Here is a 24,715-nt window from a genome sequence, read left to right on the forward strand (position 1 = left end):
ATAGAATGAAAAGTTATAGACTATATACTAAAATAGCGTTGGTATCAATTCTTACAATTACAGCAATTTCTTGTAAAAATACTGGAGATTCATCTAATAAAGGAGAGGCACATGAAGATTCTCAAAAGAATGCCAACGCCAAAGTCTCAGATATGCCAGAATTTAGAAACAATAAGGCCAAAGAAGCTTTTACATATTATATTGAAATTAAAAATGCTTTGGTGGATTCTGATGTAGAGAAAGTAAAAGAAGGAGCAGAAAAATTAAGTAAAGTACTACCAAGTACTTCTCTTAAGAAAGCAACAACAGAAATTATGAATACTGACGATATAGAGGCGCAAAGGCATAGTTTTACAACAATAACTTTACTTATTGATACCATTGTAAAGGAAACAATAATATCTGGAGAAATTTTTAAACAATATTGTCCTATGGCATTTGATAACAAAGGAGGGTATTGGTTATCTACAGAAGAAAAAGTTATGAACCCATATTTTGGAGACCGTATGCTACATTGTGGTAGTGTAACAGATACGATACAAAAGATAAAATAGAACTATTAGAATATCGAATATAAAACTGTTTCGATCGTACTAAATTTCTATGTGATTTTGGAAAGTAAAAAAACAAGCACATGAAAAAAGTTTTAATAAAAAATATGGTATGTGATAGATGTACCAGTGTTTTACAGCAGGAATTCCAGAAATCTGGAATTCCTGTTAAAACTATTAAACTTGGTCAAATAATTTTTGAAGATATTGAAATAATAGATTTTCAAAAAGTTGAAGAAATAATTACACGAAATGGATTCGAAATCATACACGATGAATCAGATCTTATTGTCGAACAAATAAAATCCTATTTGATCACCTTGGTGTCAGATGAAAAAAGACATAATCAAAAACTTTCTGATCTGGTTTCAAAGCATATAAATAAAGAGTATTCGATTATAAGTAAATTATTTAGTAACAATCAGGGGATAACGATTGAAAAATATTTTATCCGCCTCAAAATAGAAAAAGCCAAAGAGCTTATACAGATGGGAAATTTAAGCTTTTCTGAAATTTCCTATTCACTAGATTATAAAAGTGGAAGCCACCTTGCAAAACAGTTTAAAACAATCACAGGCATATCGATGAGTGATTATAAAAACTTGCAATCATGGGATCGACAACCATTAGACAAAATTGTATAAGAACTAACCATAATTGTCAAATAGAAAAAGGGATATACTCAATAATTTTGCCATGAATACCTAAAATTAAAGGATGAAATATACATATCACATATCGGGAATGACATGCAATGGATGTAGAGCTCATGTAGAAAGTATACTTGGTAGTGTTCACAATGTAACGAATGTATCCGTAGATTTAGAAAAATCTGAAGCAAGTATTGAAACAGAATCCCCAATAGCAATTAATGTTTTTCAAAACGCTTTAGAAGAAAAAAATACTCGTTATCGTATTCATAATCCAGGAGAATACGACAATAGAGAAATTAAAGAAAAAACACCTCCAAAAAAAGGCAATGGAATCTTTTATTGCCCAATGCACTGTGAAGGGGATAAAACATATGACAAATTGCAAGATTGCCCGGTTTGTGGTATGGATTTGGTAGAAGAAATTAATTTAAAAGTAGCTGTTTCTGAACAATTTACTTGTCCTATGCACCCAGAAGTAGTCGAGGATACCCCTGGACCTTGCCCAATTTGTGGTATGGATTTGATACCAGTTCAACCCGATATCTCGGTAGAAGAAAGGAATTATAAAATACTCCTTAAGAAATTCTGGATTGCAGTAGCCTTCACGCTACCCATTTTTATAATTGCAATGTCAGAAATGCTTCCAAATAACCCTCTTTATAAGTTGTTTGATCTCAGCTATTGGAATTGGATTCAATTTGGGCTCTCTGTACCTGTTGTTTTTTATGCCACATGGATGTTCTTTGAACGGGCTTTTCGTTCTATAAAAACATGGAACCTAAATATGTTTACACTTATTGGTATAGGAGCAGGAGTAGCCTGGGTATTTAGTGTTGTTGGATTGTTTTTCCCTGATTTTTTTCCAGATCATTTTAAAACTGAAAAAGGAACTGTACATCTCTACTTTGAAGCTGCCACCGTAATTCTAACCTTAGTTCTTTTGGGGCAAGTATTAGAAGCACGTGCACATAGCAAAACAAACACAGCAGTAAAAGAATTGTTGAAATTAGCACCCAATAAAGCAATACGCATTGTAGGAGGAAGTGAAGAAGAAATTTCTATCGATCAAATTAAATTAGGAGATATTCTTCGTGTAAAACCAGGTGAGAAAATACCTGTAGATGGATCAGTTACCCAAGGAGAAACCACTGTCGACGAGTCCATGATAACCGGTGAGCCAATTCCTGTAAATAAGAGTGAAGAAGATAAGGTGAGTAGTGGTACAATCAATGGAAACCAATCTTTCTTGATGAAAGCCGAAAAAATAGGAGCAGATACATTACTATCTCAGATTATTCACATGGTAAATGATGCAAGTCGAAGTAGAGCGCCGATTCAAAAACTGGCAGATACTGTTTCAGGATACTTTGTACCAGTTGTTGTTATCATTGCAATAATTACATTTATAGTTTGGGTATTGTATGGACCAGAACCCGCCTATGTTTATGGATTGGTTAATGCGATAGCTGTACTGATCATAGCCTGTCCCTGTGCTTTGGGGCTAGCTACGCCAATGTCTGTTATGGTTGGGGTAGGCAAAGGAGCACAAAATGGTGTGCTTATAAAAAATGCCGAAGCTCTAGAAGTAATGAATAAAGTCGATACACTCATAGTCGATAAAACAGGAACAATAACCGAAGGAAAACCAACAGTAGATACTGTAAGAATTTTGGAAGATAGTTTTCATGAAAAAGAAGTACTCCAATATATTGTTTCAATTAATAAGCTAAGCGAACACCCCTTGGCCGAAGCAATTGTTACATATGGAATAGAGAAGAATACTGAAATTTTGGAAGTAAATAGCTTTAAAGCTGTTACAGGTAAGGGAGTTGAAGGGGTTATTGCAGGTAAAAAGGTAATATTAGGGAATTCCAAAATGATGGAATATGCAAAAATACTTGTTTCTGATACAATAGAAAAAAGCGTGCTTTCTTATCAAAAGCAGGGAAAAACAGTCTCTTACATATCTATTGAAAACAATATAGTTGGGTATGTGGTAATAGGCGATAGAATAAAGAAAAGCAGTTTAGAAGCTATAAAACAGTTAAAACATATAGGAGTAGATGTTATTATGCTTACAGGAGATCATCACAATACCGCTCAAGCCGTTGCCCGTGAGCTCGGTCTTGCAAGCTTTAAAGCAGGGATGTTACCAGAGGATAAGCTTAAGGAAGTCGAAATACTACAGAGTGAGGGCAAAGTTGTTGCAATGGCAGGTGATGGTATTAATGATGCACCAGCTCTAGCAAAAAGTAATGTAGGTATTGCTATGGGTACAGGTACAGATGTGGCTATCGAAAGTGCAGCTATTACTTTGGTAAAAGGAGATTTAACAGGAATTGTGAAAGCAAAGAAGCTAAGTAATAGTGTAATGAAAAATATTAAAGAGAATCTGTTTTTTGCACTTATTTACAATACACTAGGAGTGCCTATTGCAGCAGGAGTATTGTTTCCTTTTTTTGGAATACTGTTGTCTCCTATGATTGCAGCTTTAGCCATGAGTTTTAGCTCAGTATCTGTTATTACAAATGCTTTAAGATTAAGATCAATAAAAATTAATTAAAATGGTTAAAAGACAAGTAGCTACCAAAATAAGAAAAGTACACAGATACCTAGGGCTTTTTTTAGGAATTCAATTCCTGATGTGGACAATTAGTGGACTTTATTTTAGCTGGACAGATATAGATGAAATACATGGAGATCAATTTAGGGCAGAAAATGTTCCCTCATTATCTTTTAATAATCTAATAAGTCCGTCTGCAATTCGTACTAAAGGGGCTATAGAGTCCTTAGAACTTCGAGAAATAGCTGGTAAACCATATTATTGGGTAAATGACCAAGAGCTTTTTGATGCAACAACAGGAAAACTTAAATCCCAAATTACTCAATCAGAAGCGCTAAAAATTGCTGAAAAAAATATGCTACCCGAATTAGAAGTAGAAAGCATAAAAAAGATCGATAGTGTAGGTAATCATCATGAATATAGAGGCAGACCATTACCAGCTTATGTAGTTTCTTATAAACACCCGGATCATGTAAAAGCTTATATCTCTATCACAGATGGCAATTTTCAGAGAGTAAGACATAGATCATGGCGTTGGTTTGATTTTCTTTGGATGACTCATACCATGGATTACGAAGGAAGAGATGATTTTAATACCATTGTTTTGAGATTCTTTTCTTTACTAGGGTTAATAACCGTTTTAAGTGGATTTGTATTATGGTTTGTTTCCTCTCCGACGGTAAGAAAAATTAAGAAAAAGAAATAATATGAATAAGAACATCATTTATATCGGTATAGCAGCTTTGGTAGGGCTATTAGTAGGCTATATTGTTTTTGGGACTAGTAATACTATTAAAGAAGACAAGCACGAACATAACGCAGAAACGGCAGACCAAATGTGGACCTGTTCTATGCATCCGCAAATTATGCAACCAGAACCAGGAGATTGTCCAATTTGTGGAATGGATCTGATTCCTGCTGCGTCGGTAGGAGATGGGCTTACGGCAGATGAATTTAAACTTACCAAAAATGCTATGGCACTGGCAAATATTCAAACAACAATTATAGGAAATCATATTGCAGAAGAAGGCAATACAATCACCTTATCCGGAAAAATTGTAGAGAATGAAGAAGCAAATGCAACACAAGCAAGTTATTTTGAAGGTAGGATTGAACGGTTGTATGTTAATTATGAAGGGCAGGAAATCAGAAAAGGACAAAAATTAGCTAATATTTATGCCCCCAATCTTATTGCAGCACAGCAAGAACTTATTACAGCTGCCTCATTAAAAGAATCACAACCAACACTCTACACAGCAGTTCGTAATAAGTTAAAATTATGGAAGCTTTCAGAAAAACAAATAGATGCTATAGAATCTTCTGGTAAAACTCAGGAAAACTTTCCTATTTATGCAACCGTATCAGGAACCGTTTCTGAAGTAATTAGTGCAGAAGGAGATTATATCAAACAAGGTCAACCAATAGTAAAAGTAAGTAACCTTAGCACAGTATGGGCAGAGTTTGATGGCTACGAAAATCAAATTTCTCAGTTTAAAAAAGGACAAAAAATAACCATAACTACAAATGCTTATCCTAATAAAGATTTTAATGCAAAAATCTCTTTTATAGATCCGGTGTTAAATGCAAAAAGCAGAACACTTAATGTTAGAGCTACTCTCAATAATCAAGATGATATTTTTAAACCAGGGATGTTTGTAACAGGTAAAATCTACGGTGTAGAGACGAATACAAAACAATTTACTGTACCCTCGAGTGCAGTTCTATGGACAGGAGAACGCTCGGTGGTATATGTAAAAACCAACCCTGATGAACCTATTTTTGAAATGAGAGAAATAGTATTAAAAAATGCTAATGGAGATATGTATACCATTTTAGAAGGGCTTGATCATGGAGATGAAATTGTTACTAATGGTACTTTTACAGTAGATGCCGCAGCGCAGCTTCAAGGTAAGAAGTCAATGATGAACAAAGAAGGAGGAAAAACTATGACTGGGCATGAAGGTCATACTGAGATGAAGATGGAATTATCGACATCTGTTCAGAAAGATTTTTTATCTGCTCTTGATTCATATTTAGAGATGAAAGATGCATTGGTTCAATCTAATGCTTCTCAAGTCACTATTCATGCAAAAAAAATGAGTAAAGCACTAAAAGTGATTATGAACGAAGAAGTAAAGGCAAAGAAAAAAACACATCTTACAAGAAGTCTTGAAATGCTAGATGGGATTGTAAAAAAGAATGATATAAATAATCAAAGGGCTCATTTTGTAGTGCTAAGCGAAAATGTGCTGTCATTGATATCGCAGGTAGATATGAAAGATATGACTATGTATGTGCAACGATGCCCAATGGCTAATACAAATAAAGGAGCTATCTGGTTAAGTACAGAAAAAGAGATTCGTAATCCGTACTTTGGTGATGCAATGTTAACTTGTGGTAGTGTAATTGATACCATTAATTGATTATTTTGCACCTTATAATTGCTTTTTACTCATTTTGGGTAGTACTTCATTTTAATAGAATATCTATGTCAATGATTTAAAACTTATACTATACCTTTACCCTGGTAAAGTAATTTTTCAGTCAGTGTATAAATCAAACTATTTATTATTTATTATCCCTGCTTTAATTTGGGGATCGACCTGGTATATTATTAAATATCAATTAGGTGTAGTAGATCCTATAATTTCGGTTTCTTACCGATTTGGATTAGCCGGAGCAATATTATTGGGGTATTCTAAACTTAGAAAACTACCTTTATCGTTTACAAAAAGACAACATTTCTTTGTTGCCTTGCAAGGTATTTTACTATTTGGGACTAATTATTGGTTGGTATATATATCAGAATTATACCTTAGTAGTGGACTGGTGGCAGTTGCATTTTCAACTCTTATTTTTTTAAATATATTCTTTGGAGCACTGTTTTTAGGTGATAAGATCAAAAAAAATATAATAATTGGAGCTATTTTTGGTCTTATAGGAACAATCTTGATTTATCAATCAGAGTTTAGAAGGATTAATTTTACAGATGATCAAATCAAGGGGCTACTATTTTGTATTGCCTCAATCACATTTGCTTCTTTAGGTAATATTACATCAGCTTATAATCAGCGTACGTTTAAACTTCCAGTTGTTCAAACAAATGGTTTTGGTATGATATATGGGGCAATTGCCATGCTGATCATTGCAATAGTCAGTGGCAAACAAATAAATTTTGATTTTTCTCTTCCTTATATTTCGTCACTTGGCTATCTGGCCATTTTTGGGTCTATTATTGCGTTTACGGGGTATCTCACCTTGATTGGGAGAGTGGGAGCGAGCAAGGCAGCGTATACTATTGTTGTAATCCCTGTAATTGCTTTAACAATATCAACTATTTTTGAAGGGTATTCTCCTGATATATTTGCTTTTATAGGAATGGGGCTTATTATTATCGGAAATATACTTGCACTAAGGAATAAGACTGCATAATACTTTTTTAAATAATTGGAGGATAAAATATATAATAGAGTAAGTATGTTTATAAACAATTCCGATTACTTTTACGAAGCATCTTAGTAGTAATAGTAAATCATAAAGCATTATTATTACTGATCCCGGGATACTTTTTTATAATCACCATATCAAATGTGGTCATCACCATAGGTAAACTCATGCTCACCATACCAAATATGATCATCACCATGGTTAAACTCATTCTCACCATACCAAATATAGTCGTCACCATAGTTAAACTTATACTCACCATTATGGGGAATATTAAAAATATTACGGGGATTACCCGTTTTGATATAATGATGATAATATTTGGCGTGGTGAGTGTTTAATATCACATGAGGTATATTATAATTTTATTTAGGTTCTAATTTGCTGTCTAAAGAAGTATACATAATAAAAAGGCATGGTTCGTTTAACTCTTATAAACATAAAAGGTAAAAAAGATAATTTCACAGAGCGATAAAGCACACTTACAGATTAAAATTTTATAAAACTCATACTTGTATCACATTTGAATCATAGCAAATTAAATGATTTAAAATATGATGCATTTCAGAGATGTTTTTATCTTATTTTTTGTACTAAATAGTGGACTAGTATATTCTCAGAATACTGATATAAAGGGTGTTGTTGTTGATTATATTACTAAAGAAAAAATTCCATTTGCGACGATTGCTCTTTATGATAATGATCAATTGGTTGATGGTACATCTACAGATGAATCTGGAAATTTTGAACTAACTACCAGTAAAACATTTACAAATATTCGTGCTAGCTTTATTGGTTATGATAGCTATACTGTACAGTTATCAGATGTTAGTAATGTAGAAGATCTAGTAATCTCTCTAAAGGTTTTACAAAATGAATTGGAAGAGGTTGTAGTAGAAGGGGAGCGTACCACTACCGAATTAAAAATAGACCGAAAAGTCATTAATCTGGGAGCAGATCTACAACAAGCTGGTGCTACTTTATTAGAAGCCTTTGATCAGATTACCGAGGTCCAGACTGATTTAGGAACTGGTTCGGTTTCACTTCGGGGGAGTAATAATGTTCGTTTACTGATTAATGGAAAACCTTCTGCTTTGAGTACTACCGAAACTTTAGAACAAATTTCTGCAGCTATGGTAGATAAAATAGAGATAATTACATCCCCATCTGCAAAGAATCAGGCTAATGGTCTTTCTGGGATTATCAATATTGTTTTAAAGAAAAATAAGGCTCTTGGCCTAAATGTTGACCTAAATTCATCAGTAGGAACCAAACGATATGGTTATGGTTTTAATGGTAATTATAACTTTTCTTTTTTAAATTTTAGAGTAAACGCCTCACAAGGAGGAAGAGAAATGGATAGCGAGCAAACAATTCATCAAGTTTTTAATGATAATAGAAGACAAAGTATTTATACACCTCATGTCTTTAATGGAATGGTTAGGCAAATAGCTTCAGGTTTTGATTTTTTTATTGATGATAATAATGAATTTTCTTTTGAATTTAACTACACCGATGATTATCATAGCTTTCATAATAATTCACTATACTTCAACCTTACAGATAGACCAGATTTTAACTATTTAAGAAGATCATCTCACGATCATAAAACATTAGTTTTTAATAGTAACTACAGGACAAACTTTAAAAAAGAAGGTCATTTTCTTGAATTAGAATATAATAGTAATACCAATACCAATGATTATCCTGCAATAGATTTTGAAAATAATATCTTTCTGTTTGATGAAAATCTTCAAAATGATAATACCATAAATTTCCTGGCATTAGATTATACTTTACCATTATCTGATAAAATTAATTTAGAAGCCGGTGTGTTATGGAATGGGAAGAAAGTAGAAAGTAGTAGAAGTATCCATACAGACAGTACAAATACCAATGGTAATTTTGAGTACGAAGAAAGTCTTTTGGGAGCTTATGCGTTAACAAGTTTTAGTATTCACAAACTCGATTGGAAAGTTGGTTTGAGATATGAAAATTTTGAATCAGATTCTTTTAATACTACTACTTTAGAAACTACAGATTTAAAGTTTTCTAATTTCTTTCCTTCTTTGCATGTATCATATAAATTGAACGACAACAATACTTTTAACTTTGGGTATAGTAAACGTGTTTCACGCCCTAATATCCATCATATAAATCCTTTTCAATTAGGTAACCCATATTTTAGATGGAATGCGAACCCTAATCTAAAATCTGAATTGAGTGATAACTTTGAAGTTAACTATCAATTTGATAAAAACATGTTGAATATATCATCATCTGTATTTTATCGTCATAGAAAAGAAATTATTGAGAGGTTAACTACTATTGATACTGAAGGCGTACAAACCATCAGTTTTGATAATATAGGAACAAATCAGTCATATGGAATTGAAATGGATGTAAGATATAGAATAGCTCCATTTTGGACAATGCAAGGTGCCGCCAATTATTACTTTTCAAAAATAAATACTACTCAATTAATTACTTGGGATGAGTTGTACCAATCTAACATTATTTTCAAAAACACATTCAAAATCAATAAGAAGATCAGTGCTGATATTAGTTATAGACATACTCCAAAAAGACAAAGCACCTTTAGCTTTGTAGATTCAAGAAACAGGGTGGATTTTGCTGCTAGAGCAAAATTCTTAAACAATAGATTGACTGGTAGCTTGAGAATTATCGATGTGTTTGATAGAAACTTGTTTCATAGAACGACTATAACCAGAGAGGTAGAAAGAAAAACAATATGGAGATTTCAATCTCAAACATTTGGAGTATTGTTAAGTCTAAATTATAAACTTTTTAAAAACACCAAAGCTTCACGAAACAGGAATAGAAAAGATAGAGATTATGGTGATCAGGGAGTGCATTAGAATCACAATAGATAGTATAAAATATGAAAACACTAATATTAATTTGTTTTACAATAATATCACTAATTACTTACGAATTAAGTGGTCAGGAGAAATATAGTAAAGAAAAAATATCACCTGAAGAATTATCAGGTTGGCAAACTCTGGGTAAAGGAAAAGTTACCATAAATGCAGATGAACTCATCATTGAGGAAGTAGCAGAATCAGATGGTTATTTTTTGTTTAGTCCTAAGAGCTATATGGGAAATGTGATCTTAAAGTATAAAGTAAAAGCGTTGTCAGAATCATCTGTATTAATTGTTTTAGTATCTGCATCAGATCCAGGAAATAGTAATAAAATTTCTATTCCCATTGGAATAGAAAAAAATAGTATTTGGCAATGGCGAAGACAATTAGAGCATTATAATATTACATTTAATAACTGATCACATGGATACAAACCATTTTTTTATAAGAATATAAACCCTTTTACATTAGGTTTTCGGCAAACCATACCTAACAATATTGTAGAAACAAATAAATGGTATACCGTAGAGATAGGTAACCAAAATTCAAGAATTTGGTTTAAATTAGATGACAAAGTTATTTTTGATATGAAGGACTGTGAGCCTCTATCTGGTGGTCATATTGCTTTTAGGGTAAGTGGTACAACAGGAGAAACTCCAATTTATGCAAAAGCATCAATCAAGGATCTGGTAATTTTACATCAATAATAAGAGCGTATTTTATGGTCATATCCAAAAAAGAAAATGCCTATTTCCAGTTTTTAAAATTAGAACCCCTAATTCATATTGTAATCTGGGTAATGGTTTTGTTTTATCCCTACGTAAAATATTTTGGAAAAGAAGGAGGGTATAACATGCCTTTTACTCATGAGTTACTTGCATTGTTTTTTAAAATGACAATATCATATTTTTTATATTTCTGGTTTTTTCCAAAAAATAATAAGAAAAAGAATGTTGTAATACTCCTTCTGTTTTTTTTGATAAACCTGGCAGTATATGAGTGGTTAGATGGATTTTATCATAATCAGTTTCTTGAAAGTTGTTGTAGGCATTATTGGAAACATTTTTTTGCAAATTCTTTAACTCATACAAGTTTTGGTATCGTCTTTTTTTCCATTTACTCTATGAAAAAATTATACAAGAAACAATATGAGCTCGATACCTTGAATAAAGAAAAGAGACGCTCCGAACTACAGGCGCTAAAAGCACAAGTAAATCCACATTTTTTATTTAATACTTTAAATACAATATATTCTAGTGCCTTAAAAAAAGAGGATAAAACGGCAGAAATGATCCTAAAACTATCAGGTAATTTTAGATACCTGCTCCATGAAGGACAAAAAGAAGAAGTTCCTATAAAGAAAGAGATTAGACATATTAAGGACTATGTTAGCTTACAGGAGGAAAGATTATCTAGCAAAGTAAAAGTTGATTTTAATGTAACTATTGATAATGTAGAACAAAATATAGCGCCTTTGTTATTAATTTCGTTTATAGAAAATGCATTTAAGTATACAAGCTTATTAAAAGGCTCAAATCATAATATAATTATTAGGATTGAATTAAAAGATGGTGTTTTTGGTTTTTGTTGTATAAATCCCTATAACAGAACTATTGAAGAGGATATTGATAATGAATGGAAAGAAAGTGGTATTGGTATAAGTAATACAAAAAAAAGATTACAACACCTATATCCAAATAAGCATGAACTGCAAATTGATGATAAAGAAGATGTTTTTAAGGTAACTCTTAAAATAATATTATGATGGATTGTTTGATTTTGGAAGATGAAAGCCCAGCGCAAGATGTTTTAAAAGGGTATATATCAAAAACTCCTTTTTTAAATTGCTTAGGTGTATATGAAAGTGGATTAGATATTACGCAAGAAAAATTAGAGCAAGTAGATTTACTGTTTTTAGATATTCAATTGCCAGAATTAAACGGTTTATCTTTTTTGAAAACACTTAATAACCCTCCGGTTGTAATTGTAACCACGGCATATCCTAATTACGCGATTGAAGCTTTTGAAGAAGCAGTAGTAGATTATTTATTAAAACCATTTTCATATGAACGTTTCTTTAAAGCGGTAAATAGAGTAAGAAATAACCGAAAGAAACAAAATAGAGAGGCAGATAATAACTTGTTTTTATACGCGGATAAAACTTTGTATAATATAAGTATTGAGGATATTTTGTTTCTTAAAGCAGAAATAGATTATGTAAAAGTGGTGACTCTAAAGAAAAGCATTCTTATTTTAGATAGCTTAAGAAATTGGAATGAAAAACTACAAGGATTCAGTTTTATGCAAGTGCATCGTTCTTACATAATTAATATTGACAAAATTTCTAAGATAACTGGAAATCAAATTTTTATTGAAGACATGGTAATTCCAATAAGTAAAACTTATAAAGAGCAATTTTTTAGTAAACTCAAGTCATAAAAAACATGAATTTTTTTGAATAATTATGTATTTAAGCTTGTGTACTAAATTGTCATACAATATATTTGTATATACAGATAATGTAGTTGTTATGAATAAGGAATATCTTGAAGCAATTTTAGAAATTATAAGAACAGGGCATTGGATCACAGATTCTGTTTCTAAAGAATTAAAAGAATTTGATATCTACGAACCTCAGTTTAATGTATTAAGAATCTTGAGGGGAGCCAAAGGCAATCCAATATCTGTAAACACAATATTAGAAAAAATGATTCAGCGTTCTAGTAATGTAACTCGTATTGTTGATAAACTGGCAGCCAAAGGTCTCGTAGAAAGAACACTATGCTCCCAAGACAGACGTAAAATGGATATTATAATTACTGATGAAGGGTTAGAATTACTAAAAAAGTTGGATACAAAAGTTGATAATTTTCATAAGCCAATGCTTAACAATTTAAGCACAGAAGAAGCAATAACATTAAAAAAGTTAATTAAAAAATTAAAAGGAGAATAAAAATGAAAAAAATAATAGCATTAGGAGGCAGCAATAGTAAGAAATCAATTAATAAAACATTAGCAGTCCATGCCGCAAAGCAAATAACCAATTCTGAAATTGTAATAGTCGATTTAAATGATTTTAACTTACCTCTATATGGAATTGATACAGAAACAGAGAATGGTATTCCAGAAGCAGCGACAAAGCTTAATGATCTTATAAATACTGCAGATGGTTTGGTTGTATCACTTGCAGAACATAATGGTTCTTATTCAGCAGCGTTCAAAAATACCTTTGATTGGTTGTCAAGAATTGATCAAAAAGTATGGAAAAACAAGCCTATGTTGTTAATGGCTACATCACCAGGAGGAAGAGGAGGAGCAACTGTTCTTGAGACGGCAAAGACTTCTTTCCCGCATTTAGGGGGAAATATTGTTGCAGATTTCTCTTTACCAGCGTTTCATGATAATTTTTCTGAAGAAGGATTAATCAACCCTGAGTTGAATACTACATTAAAAGAAAAAATTGAAGCACTTCAAAAAGCTATTTAAAACAAATATCTAGCAAATTGAAAGTGTGAATGATATTGGTGCATTGACCAATAGAATTTCTTAGTAAGCACAACTATTTATAGTTGTGTTTATTTTTTTTGATATAATTATGTATAGGTGTACTCAAAAAAGTAGTATTCAAAATTTTTAATCAGATTACAGACTATGTAAAATTATTAACACCATTCCCCCTTAAAAATAAGTAAGTTATAATAAAAAGGTGTAGTTTCGCGCTTGCATTAAAAAAGCTAACATTTGGACTCGTAAATGAGCATAAGAATTGTTCTAAGTTTTGTAAAATGCTTGAGAAACATAAACTCCTAAGGTTATTAAAAGAGTAAGTATCCATTTGTATATAAATATATCCTATGTCAAAACAGTTTTTAGAACTTGGTATTAATAAGTCCATCCAAAGAAGGCTTTCAGAGTTAGATATCAATGTTCCAACCAATATTCAAAAGAAAGCAATTCCAATTCTGTTAAATCAAAAAGAAGATTTTGTAGGTTTGGCCAAAACTGGAACAGGAAAAACTGCTGCTTTTGGGTTACCTCTTTTGCAATTAGTTGATACTGATAATCCAGAGATCCAAGCCGTCATAGTTGCACCAACTAGAGAGTTAGGACAACAGATTTATTCGAATTTGATCTCTTTTGCCTCATTCTTACCAGATATTTCCATTGTTTCTATTTGCGGAGGAACACCAATTAAACCACAGATAGAACGTTTAACTAAGGCAACCCATATTGTTATTGCTACTCCTGGACGTTTGATTGATTTGATAAATAGAAATGCAATCTCTATCAAGAATGCAGGATATTTGGTTTTGGATGAAGCCGATGAGATGGTAACTTCGTTAAAAGATGGTCTTGATAAAATTGTAAAAGAACTCCCTAAAAAAAGAAAGACTATTTTGTTTACTGCCACAATGCCAGGTGCTATTAAGCAATTGATACAGAATTATATGTCTAAACATGTGATTCAAGTCGAATCTGAAATGGAAACAGTAGGGCATCAAGGGATAGATCACCAATACGTGGTAGTAGAGCCTATAGAAAAACTTGATGTTTTAAAGTATTTTTTAACTTCAAATGAAGGCAAACGGGGTATTATTTTTTGCAAAACCAAAGCCGCCGTAAATAAACTGGCAAAAAACCTGGCGATTCATAAGTTTTCTTCTGGAGCACTTCATGGTAGTTTGTCTCAGCCAATTCGTGATAGAATCATGGGACAGTTTAGAGAAGGTCATATTCAGATATTGGTAGCAACAGATCTTGCAGCAAGAGGAATTGATGTGAAAGAAATTGAATATGTGGTACATTATCACTTACCTGATGTATATGAGACCTATGTGCATAGAAGTGGTAGAACAGCTAGAGCAGGAGCAAAAGGTTTATCGCTAACCATAATACAAAAGGAAGAAGAATATGAAATTGGAGACTTTGAGCACGAATTGGATATATCTTTTAGGAAATATAACAAAGCTAATCCTCAGAGTATAGAGGAGAATAATACATTGTTATGGGCAAAAAAGGTATTTAAAACAAAACCCAATAGAGAAATTTCATCGGATTTTAAAGAAAAAGTACATACCGTTTTTCATCATCTTACTAAAGAAGAATTAATTGATAAAATCCTAGCAAATTATATCGAACAGCACTAAAAGCGTTAGTATTTACGACAAAATAAAAAATGTAAAAAAAAGAAAACGCTAATCTTTAAAAACAAGAATTATGGCCAATACTAAAAGATCTCAAGCCGAAATTTTACAAAAACTAAACATTCATCAATTGAATCGAATGCAGCAGCAGGCCATTTCTGTAATACAAAAAAAATCAAATACTATATTACTTTCTCCTACAGGAACAGGAAAGACCTTAGCTTTTTTATTACCTATTATAAATCTTTTGGACCCAGAATGCAATGATGTTCAAGTACTTATTTTGGTACCTACTAGAGAGCTAGCTATGCAAATAGAGCAAGTTTTACGTAATATGGGTTCTGGATATAAAGTAAATGCCGTTTATGGCGGAAGAGCGACATCAAAGGATAAAATTGAACTAAAACATACGCCAGCAATTTTGATTGGTACTCCTGGCAGAATAGCTGATCATTTAAAGCAAGAACGATTTTCTACCAAAAACATAAAAACATTGGTGCTTGATGAATTTGATAAATCTTTAGAAGTCGGATTCGAGGTAGAAATGAAAAATATTACTCGTCAGCTAACAAATCTGTCTAAGCGTATATTAACCTCAGCAACACAGGGAGTTAGTGTTCCAGGTTTTGTGAAATTAAACGAACCTACAATTGTTAATTTTCTGAAACAATCAGATTCAAAGTTAACATTCAAAACTGTAGTTTCTCCAACAAAAAATAAATTAGGTAGCCTTTTAGATATCTTGAACCATATAGGAAATCAGCCAGGGATTATATTTTGTAATTTTAAAAAGGATATTCAGGAAGTTAGTTCTTTTTTAGATCGTAATGATATTAATCATGGCACATTTCATGGTGACATGGAACAAAAGGAAAGAGAACGTTCTTTGATCAAATTTAGAAATGGAACTCATCAGATATTACTAGCAACGGATTTGGCAGCAAGAGGGATAGATATCCCTGAGATGAAATTTATTATTCATTATCAACTCCCGTATTCAAAGGAAGAGTTTACACATCGAAATGGGAGAACAGCTAGGGTTAATGAAAAAGGTACAGCTTACATCATTAAATGGGAAGAAGAGTTACTGCGAGATTTTATCCCAGAAACTACTCCTGCAGATGTTTCAGAAATTGCAAATCGTAAACCTCAATATTGGGAAACCCTATTTGTTTCTGGCGGTCGAAAAGATAAAATATCCAAAGGAGATATTGCGGGTTTGTTTTTTAAACAAGGTAACCTTGCAAAAGACCAGTTGGGAGTTATAGAGTTAAAACAAGATTGCACTTTTGTTGCAGTACCGGTTACCATTGCCCGAGAGCTTGTGACGAAGTTAAATAATAGCAGACTTAAAAAAAAGAAAGTACGAGTTACAATACTCTAAAAAAGAAAAAGTACTGACATAAAAATTTATGGCACTATATTTGACATTCATATAGTAATTATTAAATTAAAATTATTATAATGAGTAAAGGAACAGTAAAATTCTTCAATGATGCCAAAGGTTTTGGATTTATTACTGAAGAAGGTTCGAACAAAGAGTATTTTGTACACATTTCTGGATTAGTAGATGAAATTCGTGAAGGTGATGAAGTTGAATTTGATCTTAAAGAAGGTAAAAAAGGATTAAACGCAGTAAACGTAAAAGTTATCTAACATATATACGCTTTAACTTTGTATTAAAGACCTACCCATTTTTTTGGGTAGGTCTTTTTTTTGATCAATTCAGAGTGATTAATTAGTGATAAGATAATTTTATGCTATTACTTACTTATACAGATAAAAATACTTCGGAATAAGTTTTTGTAGGACAAAAATATTGATTTTCAAAATGTTGTTTTTTAGGTGTTTATGATGTTTTAACGTCATTTTATTATTGGTTTTCATTATTTCTCTTTCCAGATTAACCAGAACTCTTTTTTATAAAAAACGTAATTACTGTTTAGGGGGTGGTAATCATTTCTACGTCATACTTAGTAGACACTATTATCATTTTAACTAATTAACAATTACATTTATGAAAATTAAGTACTATTACATTTTAGTATGCATTTTATTAAGTGCTACATCCTTTGCACAAGAAATTGTTGTACAAGGAAATGTTTCTACAAAAGATGGTCCTTTACCTGGAGCTTCTGTTGTTGTAAAGGGGTCAGCATCAGGAACTCAAACTGATTTTGATGGCAATTTTTCTCTTAAAACAGATCGTAACTCGATCCTTGTATTTTCTTACATAGGATTTATTACCCAAGAAACTAAGGCGACATCATCAATGAACATTATTTTGGTCGAGGATGCAGCTCAACTTGAAGAAGTTGTCGTAGTAGCTTATGGTACAGCCAGTAAGTCATCATTTACAGGATCTGTCAATCAAATTAGTGCTGCCGAAATTTTGGATAGACCATTAACAAACGTGCTAACAGCATTAGATGGAGCGGCACCAGGAGTAAGAATAACCCCAGCAAATGGGCAGCCAGGATCGAGCCCAAGTATTCGAGTTAGAGGAGTTGGATCTATCAATGCGTCCAGTAGCCCTTTAATTATAGTAGACGGAGTAGAATTTGTAGGTAGTTTTTCTAGTATAAATCCAAATGATATTTCGAGTTTATCGGTATTAAAAGATGCAGCCTCGACCTCATTATACGGAAGTAGAGCTGCAAATGGAGTAATCTTAATCACTACCAAAAAAGGAAAAAAGGGGAAAGATACTTTTTCTCTGGATGTTAGCCAAGGAGTAAGTTCGCGAAGCATTAAAGAGTATAAGAGAGTTAATGCTTCAGAATATTACATGTTAATGTGGGAAGCACTAAGAAATGGATTTTCAATTTCTGGTACAACCCCGGTTACAGATGCAAATCAAATGGCTAGTGATCAGATTTTTGATAATCTGGGGGTCAATCCGTTTAATGTGCCAAATGATCAAATTGTTCTGACCGATGGAGCAATTAATCCGTCGGCAAAATTACTTTACGAAGATGATTTAGACTGGCAGGATCAATTAATTAGAACTGGATATAGATCAAATTTAAATTTTTCCTATAGTGGAGGAAGTGATAATACCGATTATTTTGCCTCAATTGGTTACTTGAAAGAAGATGGATACATTATTAAATCTGATTTCGAAAGGATTACCGGTCGTCTTAATGTAAATAGTAATTTAAAGGAGTGGTTTAAAACCGGAATAAATTTGTCAGTTGCAACAAGTACATCTAACAATGCTGCTGATGGTTCAAGTAGCAGTTTAGTCAATCCATTTGGAACCTCCAGGCAAATCGCTCCAATTTACCCAGTATTTTTGCATAACCCTACAACTGGAGCTTTTTTACTAGATGATGCAGGTAATCGAATATATGATAGCAGTACAGCTAGAGTCGGTAGTTCTAGTGGAAGAAATGTAATACAAGAAACTATTTTAAACATTGATTCTGATAAGATTTTCTCTTTTAATGCTAGAACATATGGAGAGGTTAAGTTTTTACAAAATTTTACTTTCACGTTTAATGCAGCCCTGGATAAGCGCTTTTTTAACACCGAGGGATTTGATAACCCTGTAGTTGGCGATGGTTCTCCTGATGGTAGAGCAGAAAGAGACGCAATTGTTAATACAACAGTTAACTACAATCAACTTCTTAAGTTTAATAAAAGTTTTGGAGATCATACCGTTGGCGTTCTATTAGGGCATGAAAATTTTGAAACCGAAAGAAATTTTTTGACAGGATTTAGATCAGGAATAATCGCTGACGGAAATACCGAACTAATTAACTTTACCACCACATTGGATCTAGAATCTAATACCAGAAGATTAACCAGAGAAGGATATTTCAGTAATATTACTTATGATTATAATGATAAGTATTATCTAAATGTATCCGCAAGAAGAGATGCTTCCTCCAGATTTGATAAAGATGCCAGATGGGGAAACTTCTTCGCAGTTGGTGGTTCTTGGAGGTTAGATCAAGAAAACTTTATGAACGGTGTAGATTGGCTTAGTACACTGAAAATTAGAGCTTCTTATGGAGAAGTAGGAAATGATGATATATTTAGGAGTAATAGTTCTAGAAGTGATTTTTATGCTAGTCAAGCCCTACTTAGTTTAGGTTTTAATAATGGAGCAGAAGGAGGAATCATTTCTTCAGCAAAAGGAAACCCCGATTTATCTTGGGAAACTAATATTCAGACCGATGCTGCAATTGAATTTGGATTTTTAAACAATAGAATTTCGGGAACAGTTGAATACTATAACAGAGAGTCAGAAGACTTACTCTTTTTTGTTCCATTATCGGTTTCTGAAGGTTTAGATGATTTTCCTGATAATATTGGGAGTATGACTAATAAAGGTCTAGAAGTAGATTTGAATGTAGGAATCTTTGATACCGAAAATTTTGGTTGGAAATTAAACATAAATGCAGCAACACTCAATAATGAAATTACAGAATTACCTCAGAAAGAGATAATAGATGGAACAAAAAAATTAGTGGTTGGAGGAGATATTTTTGCCTATTGGTTAAGAGATTGGTATGGAGTTGACCCCACTGATGGATCAGGTCTTTATGTACTCGATACAGAACTTGGAGCAATAGGAGATGACGATGTAAGAACAGCATCAGATGGAACTGCCGTAACAACTAACCAAAATAAAGCGCTTTTTGATTTTGGGGGTACTGCTACACCAGACCTTTTTGGTTCTTTTTCAAATGATTTGAGATATAAAAATTTTGAATTAGGTTTTACATTCACATATCAAATTGGTGGTGAAACTTATGATTCTGCTTATAGAAGACTATTGCACTCTGGTCAATATGGAACTGCATTGAGTAACGATATTCTTAATCGTTGGCAAAAACCTGGGGATATTACTGATGTACCAAGGTTGGATGTAAACCAAACCAGTGCCTTTGGAGCTGCATCCGACAGATGGTTAGTTAAATCAGATTATTTGGCATTAAGACAAGTAAACCTTGCATATAATTTTAATAGAGAATTGGTGAACAGACTTGGTGTTAGCGGAGCAAGACTTTACATGAGTGGAGAAAACTTGTTTTTAATTAATAAAAGGCAAGGATTAGAATCTAGTCAGAATTTTAACGGAACAACTTCAAATAGATTTACTCCATCGAGAATAATAACAGTAGGGTTTAACGTAACATTTTAAAAAAAAGAAATTATGAAAACATATAACAAACTGATATTAGTAATCTTAATACTGGCAAGTGTTGTGTTTAATTCTTGTCAAGAAGATTACCTCGATGAATTGCCCACAGAAGATGTATCCATAGATAGTGCTACGGCAACTACAAATAACTTATTTTTAGTCATCAACGGTATTCACAGGTCTTTATATATAAGATATGGTAGTCAAGGTCGTAGTGGTATAGGAGCCCTTATGTTACAAAATGAGGCTCTAGGTGATGATTACGTTATGACTGCAAATGCAAACAATTGGTTTATCAATACCTATAAATGGCTTGATCATACTAATGCCAATGATAGTGATAATTTATTTCCGTACAGAACATATTATCGAATTATTAGAAATGCAAACATAGTTATTAATGGCGCTGATCAAGCAGTTGGACCGATACCTGATAAAAATGCAGCTGTAGGACAAGCATTAGTATATAGGGCCTGGGCGCATTTCCAAATAGTTCAACTATATGGTAAAAGGTATGTGCCGGGAACCAATAATTCTCAATTAGGAGTTCCAATTCGTTTAACTACAGAATCCGAGCCTTTGGCAAGAGCAACTGTTGAAGAAGTGTATGCGCAAATAAATAAAGACTTGGATGCCGGGATAGTGGCATTAGAAGAATATTCAAGACCAAATAAATCTCACCTGGATAAAAGTGTTGCTCAAGGTCTCAAAGCAAGAGTAGCATTGGTGCAAGGTAATTATGCCGTTGCAGCAGAGTTTGCAGAAATAGCGAGAGCTGGATATACGTTAATGTCTGCAAATGATTACTTTAATAATTTTAGTGATTTTACTAGTGAAGAGTGGATGTGGGGAAGTACTATACAAGAAGATCAAACCGATTTTTTTGGTAACTATGGGGCATTTATATCTAGAAATTACAGTTCTTCCAATATTAGAGGAAACCCTAAAGCTATTAATAGTACTTTATACAATACAATTCCAGCTACAGACGTACGAAAATCATTGTTTGACCCTACAGGGTTACACCCAACATTACCACCAGGTATAGAGATATCATCAAGACATAGTCTTAAGCCTTATACAAGTCAAAAATTTATTGCGGTTAGTACTGGGGATAGCAGAATGGATGTGCCATATATGAGAGTCTCAGAAATGTACCTTATAGAAGCAGAGGCTAAAGCTCGTTTAAATGATGCTTCTGCAGTAAATGTTCTTTTTGATTATGCAATTGTTAGAGATCCTTCTTACACATTATCAACCAACACAGGTACGGCATTGGTTGATGAAGTTTTACTACAAAGACGCTGGGAATTATGGGGAGAAGGCTTTAGGTTTTATGATTTAAAACGTATGAATTTACCACTTAATAGAAATGGAGCTAACCACATCGCCTCATTGGCGGTAATATTCGATGTGCCTGTAGGAGATAATAGATGGCAATTTTTAATACCACAAGATGCGCTAGATGCTAATCCATTATTAGTACAAAACCCGCTGTAGAGAATGCTACATAGTTGGAAAAAAATATAATAATTTTAATAAACAGAATATGAGTAATTTAATAATAGCAAGAGTAAAATCATTCTTATTACTGAGTTTCCTGTCTTGCGTCATTTTGTGGTCTTGTGACAGAGATGATGATCAAACATCAGGTCCCGCAATGCCACTAACTATAAAGAGTATTGCTCCAGAAAGTGGTATTATAGGTACAAGTGTCATTATTAGTGGTACCAATTTTAGTACAACACCAAAAGGTAATTTAGTAACCTTTAACGGAGTAACTGCTGCAGTTACAGCATCGACAATAAACTCTATTACGGCTATAGTACCTGTAAATGCAGTTTCTGGGAATGTTAATGTGACCGTAAACAATGAAGAAGCACCAGGTCCTGTATTTAATGTTACTTTGCCACCACCAACAATTACATCTGTAACTCCGGATAGAGGAGCTGCCGGGAAAGAAATTGTAATTACCGGAACCAATTTTAGCACAATTATAGAAGAAAATATAGTTGTTATTAATGGAGTTGAAGCCGTAATAAGTCAAGTAACTGCAACTTCTATTACTACCTCTGTGCCAACAGATGCTGCAGAAGGAGTAAGTGCAATTGTAGTAACAGTACAAGGTGTTACAGTAACAGGACCAGATTTTACGGTTCCTCCTGCAATAACATTAACAATTCCTATCGACGAAGAAGAAGGAGATGTAGAAGAAGCAGCAGATGGAAGGATGACATTAACCAGTAGTGATTTAGAACTTGGTGAGTTTGACACCTACGGTACTCCTGATCTTGGATTGCAGAAAATTGGACTTAGATTTAATAATGTAGCGATACCAATAGGAGCAACTATTGCTTCTGCAAGTATCCAATTTACCTGTGATAATACTGGTTCAGACCCTACAGAAATGACTATATATGGAGAAAATATTGGTAATTCAGGAGTATATACAACTACGGATTTTGATTTAAGTAATAGAGCAAAAACAACTGCTAGTGCCATCTGGGAAATCCCAGAATGGGTTGCAACGGGAGATAAGCTACCTGCCCAAAAAACAATTGATTTATCAGAGATAGTTCAGGAAATTGTTGATAGAGGAGATTGGTTATCAGGAAATAGTATCAATTTTATAATGGAAGCTAGTGGTCCAAGTAGTGGGACTACTAGTAGTACTGGAGGTAGAGAAGCCGAAACCTATGATGTAGATCAGCCAGAGTTAATAATTACCTACCTAGAATAAATCAGCTTCATATTTTATATGACTATTTGAATTGGTTTATTCGAATTTTAAATAGCGATAGCATTATTTGCTATCGCTGTTGTTTATTGTACAGCGTATTTTTAGAATTTTGATATTACATCTATTTATTACATATTTGCATCATATTTAAGAATCAAAAAGCAAGTTTTAAGCCTATGTTATTATTTTTTACATATAAAAAGGACGCTGCAAAGCTGTTTTCAAATCAAAAACATAGGAAATAAAACTATAATAAGATAATATAAAGCAAAAGCGTCCAAGAAATTGGTCGCTTTTTTTATGTTTTTTATAAATTCTGTTTCTATCTAACAAAATGTTGTTTGAGTAATAAGCTTCATAACTACAGTAGGTTATCAAATGATATAGTATCTGTTAATAAACGGACAGGAGTTGTAATGTCTGAATATTAACGTAACTATCTGGTCTTTAGAAAATTAAGTTGATTTTTATTTGCGTGTTTCAAAAAATGATTACATATTTGCATCGCAGTTCAAGAATTGCAAAACATTATAATTAACCTTTAAATAATCGAAGTAGCATGAACTATGTAGACACATATTGCGATATAAAAAAGAACGAGGTTCTTTTTTGTGCATGCTTCGGGACTTCACTAATTAATTACTCTTTATAAGAAAGATAGAAGTCCCACAACGCATTAGTTTAGGACTTTTTACACTTCATTTTGGATTGATGCATCATTGTCATGCCCTTACTTAAGATCTGTATAAGAATCCTCGAGAAACAAATATTCATTTTAAAATCAACAGTATGAAATTTTATGATCAACACGATTAAGATTTCAGAGATCTAAAGAGATTTGCTGGAATCATTTTTAAAAAGACAATTATAAATGTAAAACGATGTCTAATGAAACCGGCACATAACAAAGGTCAAAAACAAAAAGAAATTCGTCGTATTCGTAAGAGACAACGTCAAATCTGGAAAGAGCAGCGAGAATTAGGATATATTAAATTGGATAAACCCATACGTCACGGTTGGTTTAAAGAATTGGTAATAACAGAGAATATTGAGCGGTATAAAAATCAAAAATATATTCTTGAAATACATGATTGTTTACCAAAATCTTATTGGGGTAGAAGCAAGGAAGAAGCAGATAGAAAATGGAAAGCAGAAACCTCTAAATACCTTATCAATAAAGATATTCCAACGTTGAGTAGACGTAGATATAATCAGTTAAATGATGGTGCAAAAAGATTATGTGTTCCTTTTAATTATTATACAGAGAAGAAAAAGCTAAGGCTTAGGTTTTATGTTAATCTTCCTCAAAATACCTACAAAATCAAGTTCACAAAAGCATATGTTACCCATAGTAAAAGAATAGACCCTATATTAGAGAGTGAAGATGCGCTTTTAGAACAAAAACTCTTAAAAAACGAATATTACAAAATAAGTCAAAAAGGAAATGGGTGGAAAGATTATTGGCAAATATCTAAGTACAGAAAAGAAAAACTAAAAATGAAAAAAGAGCTTAGAAGTTTAACCAAATATTCCATCAAAAATATCATTCATGAAGAAATTTCATGGGAAAAAAATTAAGG

21 protein-coding genes are annotated in these 24,715 nt (G+C 32.7%); 20 read left to right on the forward strand and 1 reads right to left on the reverse strand.

What is annotated here, in order from left to right; translation table 11 throughout:
• Positions 1 to 5 precede the first annotated feature (5 nt).
• The 6 genes from C1X07_RS01410 (at position 6) to C1X07_RS01435 (ending at position 7,199) form a co-directional block, all read left to right on the forward strand.
• Positions 6 to 554, forward strand: a complete 549-nt coding sequence (locus C1X07_RS01410; protein ID WP_103068192.1) for a DUF3347 domain-containing protein — start codon at positions 6 to 8, stop codon at positions 552 to 554.
• 80 nt (positions 555 to 634) lie between these two features.
• Positions 635 to 1,195 carry a helix-turn-helix domain-containing protein gene (locus C1X07_RS01415; protein ID WP_241507169.1) on the forward strand — a complete coding sequence of 187 codons (561 nt, stop codon included), beginning with the start codon at positions 635 to 637 and terminating at the stop codon, positions 1,193 to 1,195.
• Between the two features lie 73 nt (positions 1,196 to 1,268).
• Entirely contained in the window at positions 1,269 to 3,767 is a 2,499-nt protein-coding gene (locus C1X07_RS01420; RefSeq protein ID WP_103068193.1) for a heavy metal translocating P-type ATPase, read from the forward strand.
• Between the two features lies 1 nt (position 3,768).
• Positions 3,769 to 4,473, forward strand: a complete 705-nt coding sequence (locus C1X07_RS01425) for a PepSY domain-containing protein (RefSeq protein WP_103068194.1) — start codon at positions 3,769 to 3,771, stop codon at positions 4,471 to 4,473.
• Between the two features lies 1 nt (position 4,474).
• Positions 4,475 to 6,190, forward strand: coding sequence for an efflux RND transporter periplasmic adaptor subunit (locus C1X07_RS01430; RefSeq protein ID WP_103068195.1), 1,716 nt, complete (start codon positions 4,475 to 4,477; stop codon positions 6,188 to 6,190).
• A gap of 124 nt (positions 6,191 to 6,314) precedes the next feature.
• Positions 6,315 to 7,199: a DMT family transporter gene (locus C1X07_RS01435; RefSeq protein ID WP_103068196.1), complete on the forward strand. Its 885-nt coding sequence runs from the start codon at positions 6,315 to 6,317 to the stop codon at positions 7,197 to 7,199.
• Positions 7,200 to 7,351: 152 nt separating this feature from the next.
• Here the strand turns inward: C1X07_RS01435 and C1X07_RS24740 are convergent, their stop codons facing one another.
• Positions 7,352 to 7,561, reverse strand: coding sequence for a hypothetical protein (locus tag C1X07_RS24740; protein ID WP_128755172.1), 210 nt, complete (start codon positions 7,559 to 7,561; stop codon positions 7,352 to 7,354).
• Between the two features lie 207 nt (positions 7,562 to 7,768).
• On the opposite strand from C1X07_RS24740, the gene C1X07_RS01440 reads away from it, so the two are divergent.
• The 14 genes from C1X07_RS01440 to C1X07_RS01500 all read left to right on the forward strand — a co-directional run bounded on the left by C1X07_RS01440 (position 7,769) and on the right by C1X07_RS01500 (position 24,713).
• On the forward strand, positions 7,769 to 10,093 hold the full coding sequence (locus C1X07_RS01440; RefSeq protein ID WP_103068197.1) for an outer membrane beta-barrel family protein: 2,325 nt from the start codon (positions 7,769 to 7,771) through the stop codon (positions 10,091 to 10,093).
• 23 nt (positions 10,094 to 10,116) lie between these two features.
• Entirely contained in the window at positions 10,117 to 10,518 is a 402-nt protein-coding gene (locus C1X07_RS01445) for a hypothetical protein (RefSeq protein WP_103068198.1), read from the forward strand.
• Positions 10,519 to 10,596: 78 nt separating this feature from the next.
• On the forward strand, positions 10,597 to 10,806 hold the full coding sequence (locus C1X07_RS25345; protein WP_394335661.1) for a DUF6250 domain-containing protein: 210 nt from the start codon (positions 10,597 to 10,599) through the stop codon (positions 10,804 to 10,806).
• A gap of 14 nt (positions 10,807 to 10,820) precedes the next feature.
• Positions 10,821 to 11,864, forward strand: a complete 1,044-nt coding sequence (locus C1X07_RS01450) for a sensor histidine kinase (protein WP_103068199.1) — start codon at positions 10,821 to 10,823, stop codon at positions 11,862 to 11,864.
• A gap of 8 nt (positions 11,865 to 11,872) precedes the next feature.
• The gene (locus tag C1X07_RS01455) at positions 11,873 to 12,538 is read left to right on the forward strand and encodes a LytR/AlgR family response regulator transcription factor (RefSeq protein ID WP_164914069.1); all 666 of its coding nucleotides are present in this window, start codon (positions 11,873 to 11,875) and stop codon (positions 12,536 to 12,538) included.
• Positions 12,539 to 12,629: 91 nt separating this feature from the next.
• Positions 12,630 to 13,052, forward strand: coding sequence for a MarR family winged helix-turn-helix transcriptional regulator (locus C1X07_RS01460; RefSeq protein ID WP_103068201.1), 423 nt, complete (start codon positions 12,630 to 12,632; stop codon positions 13,050 to 13,052).
• A gap of 2 nt (positions 13,053 to 13,054) precedes the next feature.
• Positions 13,055 to 13,585: an NADPH-dependent FMN reductase gene (locus C1X07_RS01465; RefSeq protein ID WP_103068202.1), complete on the forward strand. Its 531-nt coding sequence runs from the start codon at positions 13,055 to 13,057 to the stop codon at positions 13,583 to 13,585.
• A 368-nt stretch (positions 13,586 to 13,953) separates the two neighbouring features.
• On the forward strand, positions 13,954 to 15,246 hold the full coding sequence (locus C1X07_RS01470) for a DEAD/DEAH box helicase (protein ID WP_103068203.1): 1,293 nt from the start codon (positions 13,954 to 13,956) through the stop codon (positions 15,244 to 15,246).
• 70 nt (positions 15,247 to 15,316) lie between these two features.
• Positions 15,317 to 16,627 carry a DEAD/DEAH box helicase gene (locus C1X07_RS01475; RefSeq protein ID WP_103068204.1) on the forward strand — a complete coding sequence of 437 codons (1,311 nt, stop codon included), beginning with the start codon at positions 15,317 to 15,319 and terminating at the stop codon, positions 16,625 to 16,627.
• Positions 16,628 to 16,707: 80 nt separating this feature from the next.
• The gene (locus C1X07_RS01480; RefSeq protein WP_103068205.1) at positions 16,708 to 16,899 is read left to right on the forward strand and encodes a cold-shock protein; all 192 of its coding nucleotides are present in this window, start codon (positions 16,708 to 16,710) and stop codon (positions 16,897 to 16,899) included.
• Positions 16,900 to 17,260: 361 nt separating this feature from the next.
• Positions 17,261 to 20,395, forward strand: a complete 3,135-nt coding sequence (locus C1X07_RS01485) for a SusC/RagA family TonB-linked outer membrane protein (RefSeq protein WP_103068206.1) — start codon at positions 17,261 to 17,263, stop codon at positions 20,393 to 20,395.
• A 12-nt stretch (positions 20,396 to 20,407) separates the two neighbouring features.
• Positions 20,408 to 21,895 (forward strand): RagB/SusD family nutrient uptake outer membrane protein, encoded by a 1,488-nt coding sequence (locus tag C1X07_RS01490; RefSeq protein ID WP_103068207.1) that lies wholly within the window; start codon positions 20,408 to 20,410, stop codon positions 21,893 to 21,895.
• A gap of 49 nt (positions 21,896 to 21,944) precedes the next feature.
• Positions 21,945 to 23,135, forward strand: coding sequence for an IPT/TIG domain-containing protein (locus tag C1X07_RS01495; RefSeq protein ID WP_103068208.1), 1,191 nt, complete (start codon positions 21,945 to 21,947; stop codon positions 23,133 to 23,135).
• Between the two features lie 888 nt (positions 23,136 to 24,023).
• The gene (locus tag C1X07_RS01500; RefSeq protein WP_103068209.1) at positions 24,024 to 24,713 is read left to right on the forward strand and encodes a hypothetical protein; all 690 of its coding nucleotides are present in this window, start codon (positions 24,024 to 24,026) and stop codon (positions 24,711 to 24,713) included.
• Positions 24,714 to 24,715: the final 2 nt, after the last annotated feature.

The organism is Aquimarina sediminis (assembly GCF_002895435.1).
In the GTDB taxonomy this organism is placed as follows: domain Bacteria; phylum Bacteroidota; class Bacteroidia; order Flavobacteriales; family Flavobacteriaceae; genus Aquimarina; species Aquimarina sediminis.

Bases quoted from the DNA above. Each gene is read 5' to 3' on its own strand.
- C1X07_RS01425 (WP_103068194.1), top strand. From the start codon at position 3,769: ATGGTTAAAAGACAAGTAGCTACCAAAATAAGAAAAGTACACAGATAC.
- C1X07_RS01415 (WP_241507169.1), top strand. From the start codon at position 635: ATGAAAAAAGTTTTAATAAAAAATATGGTATGTGATAGATGTACCAGT.
- C1X07_RS01475 (WP_103068204.1), top strand. From the start codon at position 15,317: ATGGCCAATACTAAAAGATCTCAAGCCGAAATTTTACAAAAACTAAAC.
- C1X07_RS01410 (WP_103068192.1), top strand. From the start codon at position 6: ATGAAAAGTTATAGACTATATACTAAAATAGCGTTGGTATCAATTCTT.
- C1X07_RS01480 (WP_103068205.1), top strand. From the start codon at position 16,708: ATGAGTAAAGGAACAGTAAAATTCTTCAATGATGCCAAAGGTTTTGGA.
- C1X07_RS01495 (WP_103068208.1), top strand. From the start codon at position 21,945: ATGAGTAATTTAATAATAGCAAGAGTAAAATCATTCTTATTACTGAGT.
- C1X07_RS01440 (WP_103068197.1), top strand. From the start codon at position 7,769: ATGATGCATTTCAGAGATGTTTTTATCTTATTTTTTGTACTAAATAGT.
- C1X07_RS01420 (WP_103068193.1), top strand. From the start codon at position 1,269: ATGAAATATACATATCACATATCGGGAATGACATGCAATGGATGTAGA.
- C1X07_RS01490 (WP_103068207.1), top strand. From the start codon at position 20,408: ATGAAAACATATAACAAACTGATATTAGTAATCTTAATACTGGCAAGT.
- C1X07_RS01450 (WP_103068199.1), top strand. From the start codon at position 10,821: ATGGTCATATCCAAAAAAGAAAATGCCTATTTCCAGTTTTTAAAATTA.
- C1X07_RS01485 (WP_103068206.1), top strand. From the start codon at position 17,261: ATGAAAATTAAGTACTATTACATTTTAGTATGCATTTTATTAAGTGCT.
- C1X07_RS01430 (WP_103068195.1), top strand. From the start codon at position 4,475: ATGAATAAGAACATCATTTATATCGGTATAGCAGCTTTGGTAGGGCTA.
- C1X07_RS01445 (WP_103068198.1), top strand. From the start codon at position 10,117: ATGAAAACACTAATATTAATTTGTTTTACAATAATATCACTAATTACT.
- C1X07_RS01470 (WP_103068203.1), top strand. From the start codon at position 13,954: ATGTCAAAACAGTTTTTAGAACTTGGTATTAATAAGTCCATCCAAAGA.
- C1X07_RS01500 (WP_103068209.1), top strand. From the start codon at position 24,024: ATGAAACCGGCACATAACAAAGGTCAAAAACAAAAAGAAATTCGTCGT.
- C1X07_RS01460 (WP_103068201.1), top strand. From the start codon at position 12,630: ATGAATAAGGAATATCTTGAAGCAATTTTAGAAATTATAAGAACAGGG.
- C1X07_RS01465 (WP_103068202.1), top strand. From the start codon at position 13,055: ATGAAAAAAATAATAGCATTAGGAGGCAGCAATAGTAAGAAATCAATT.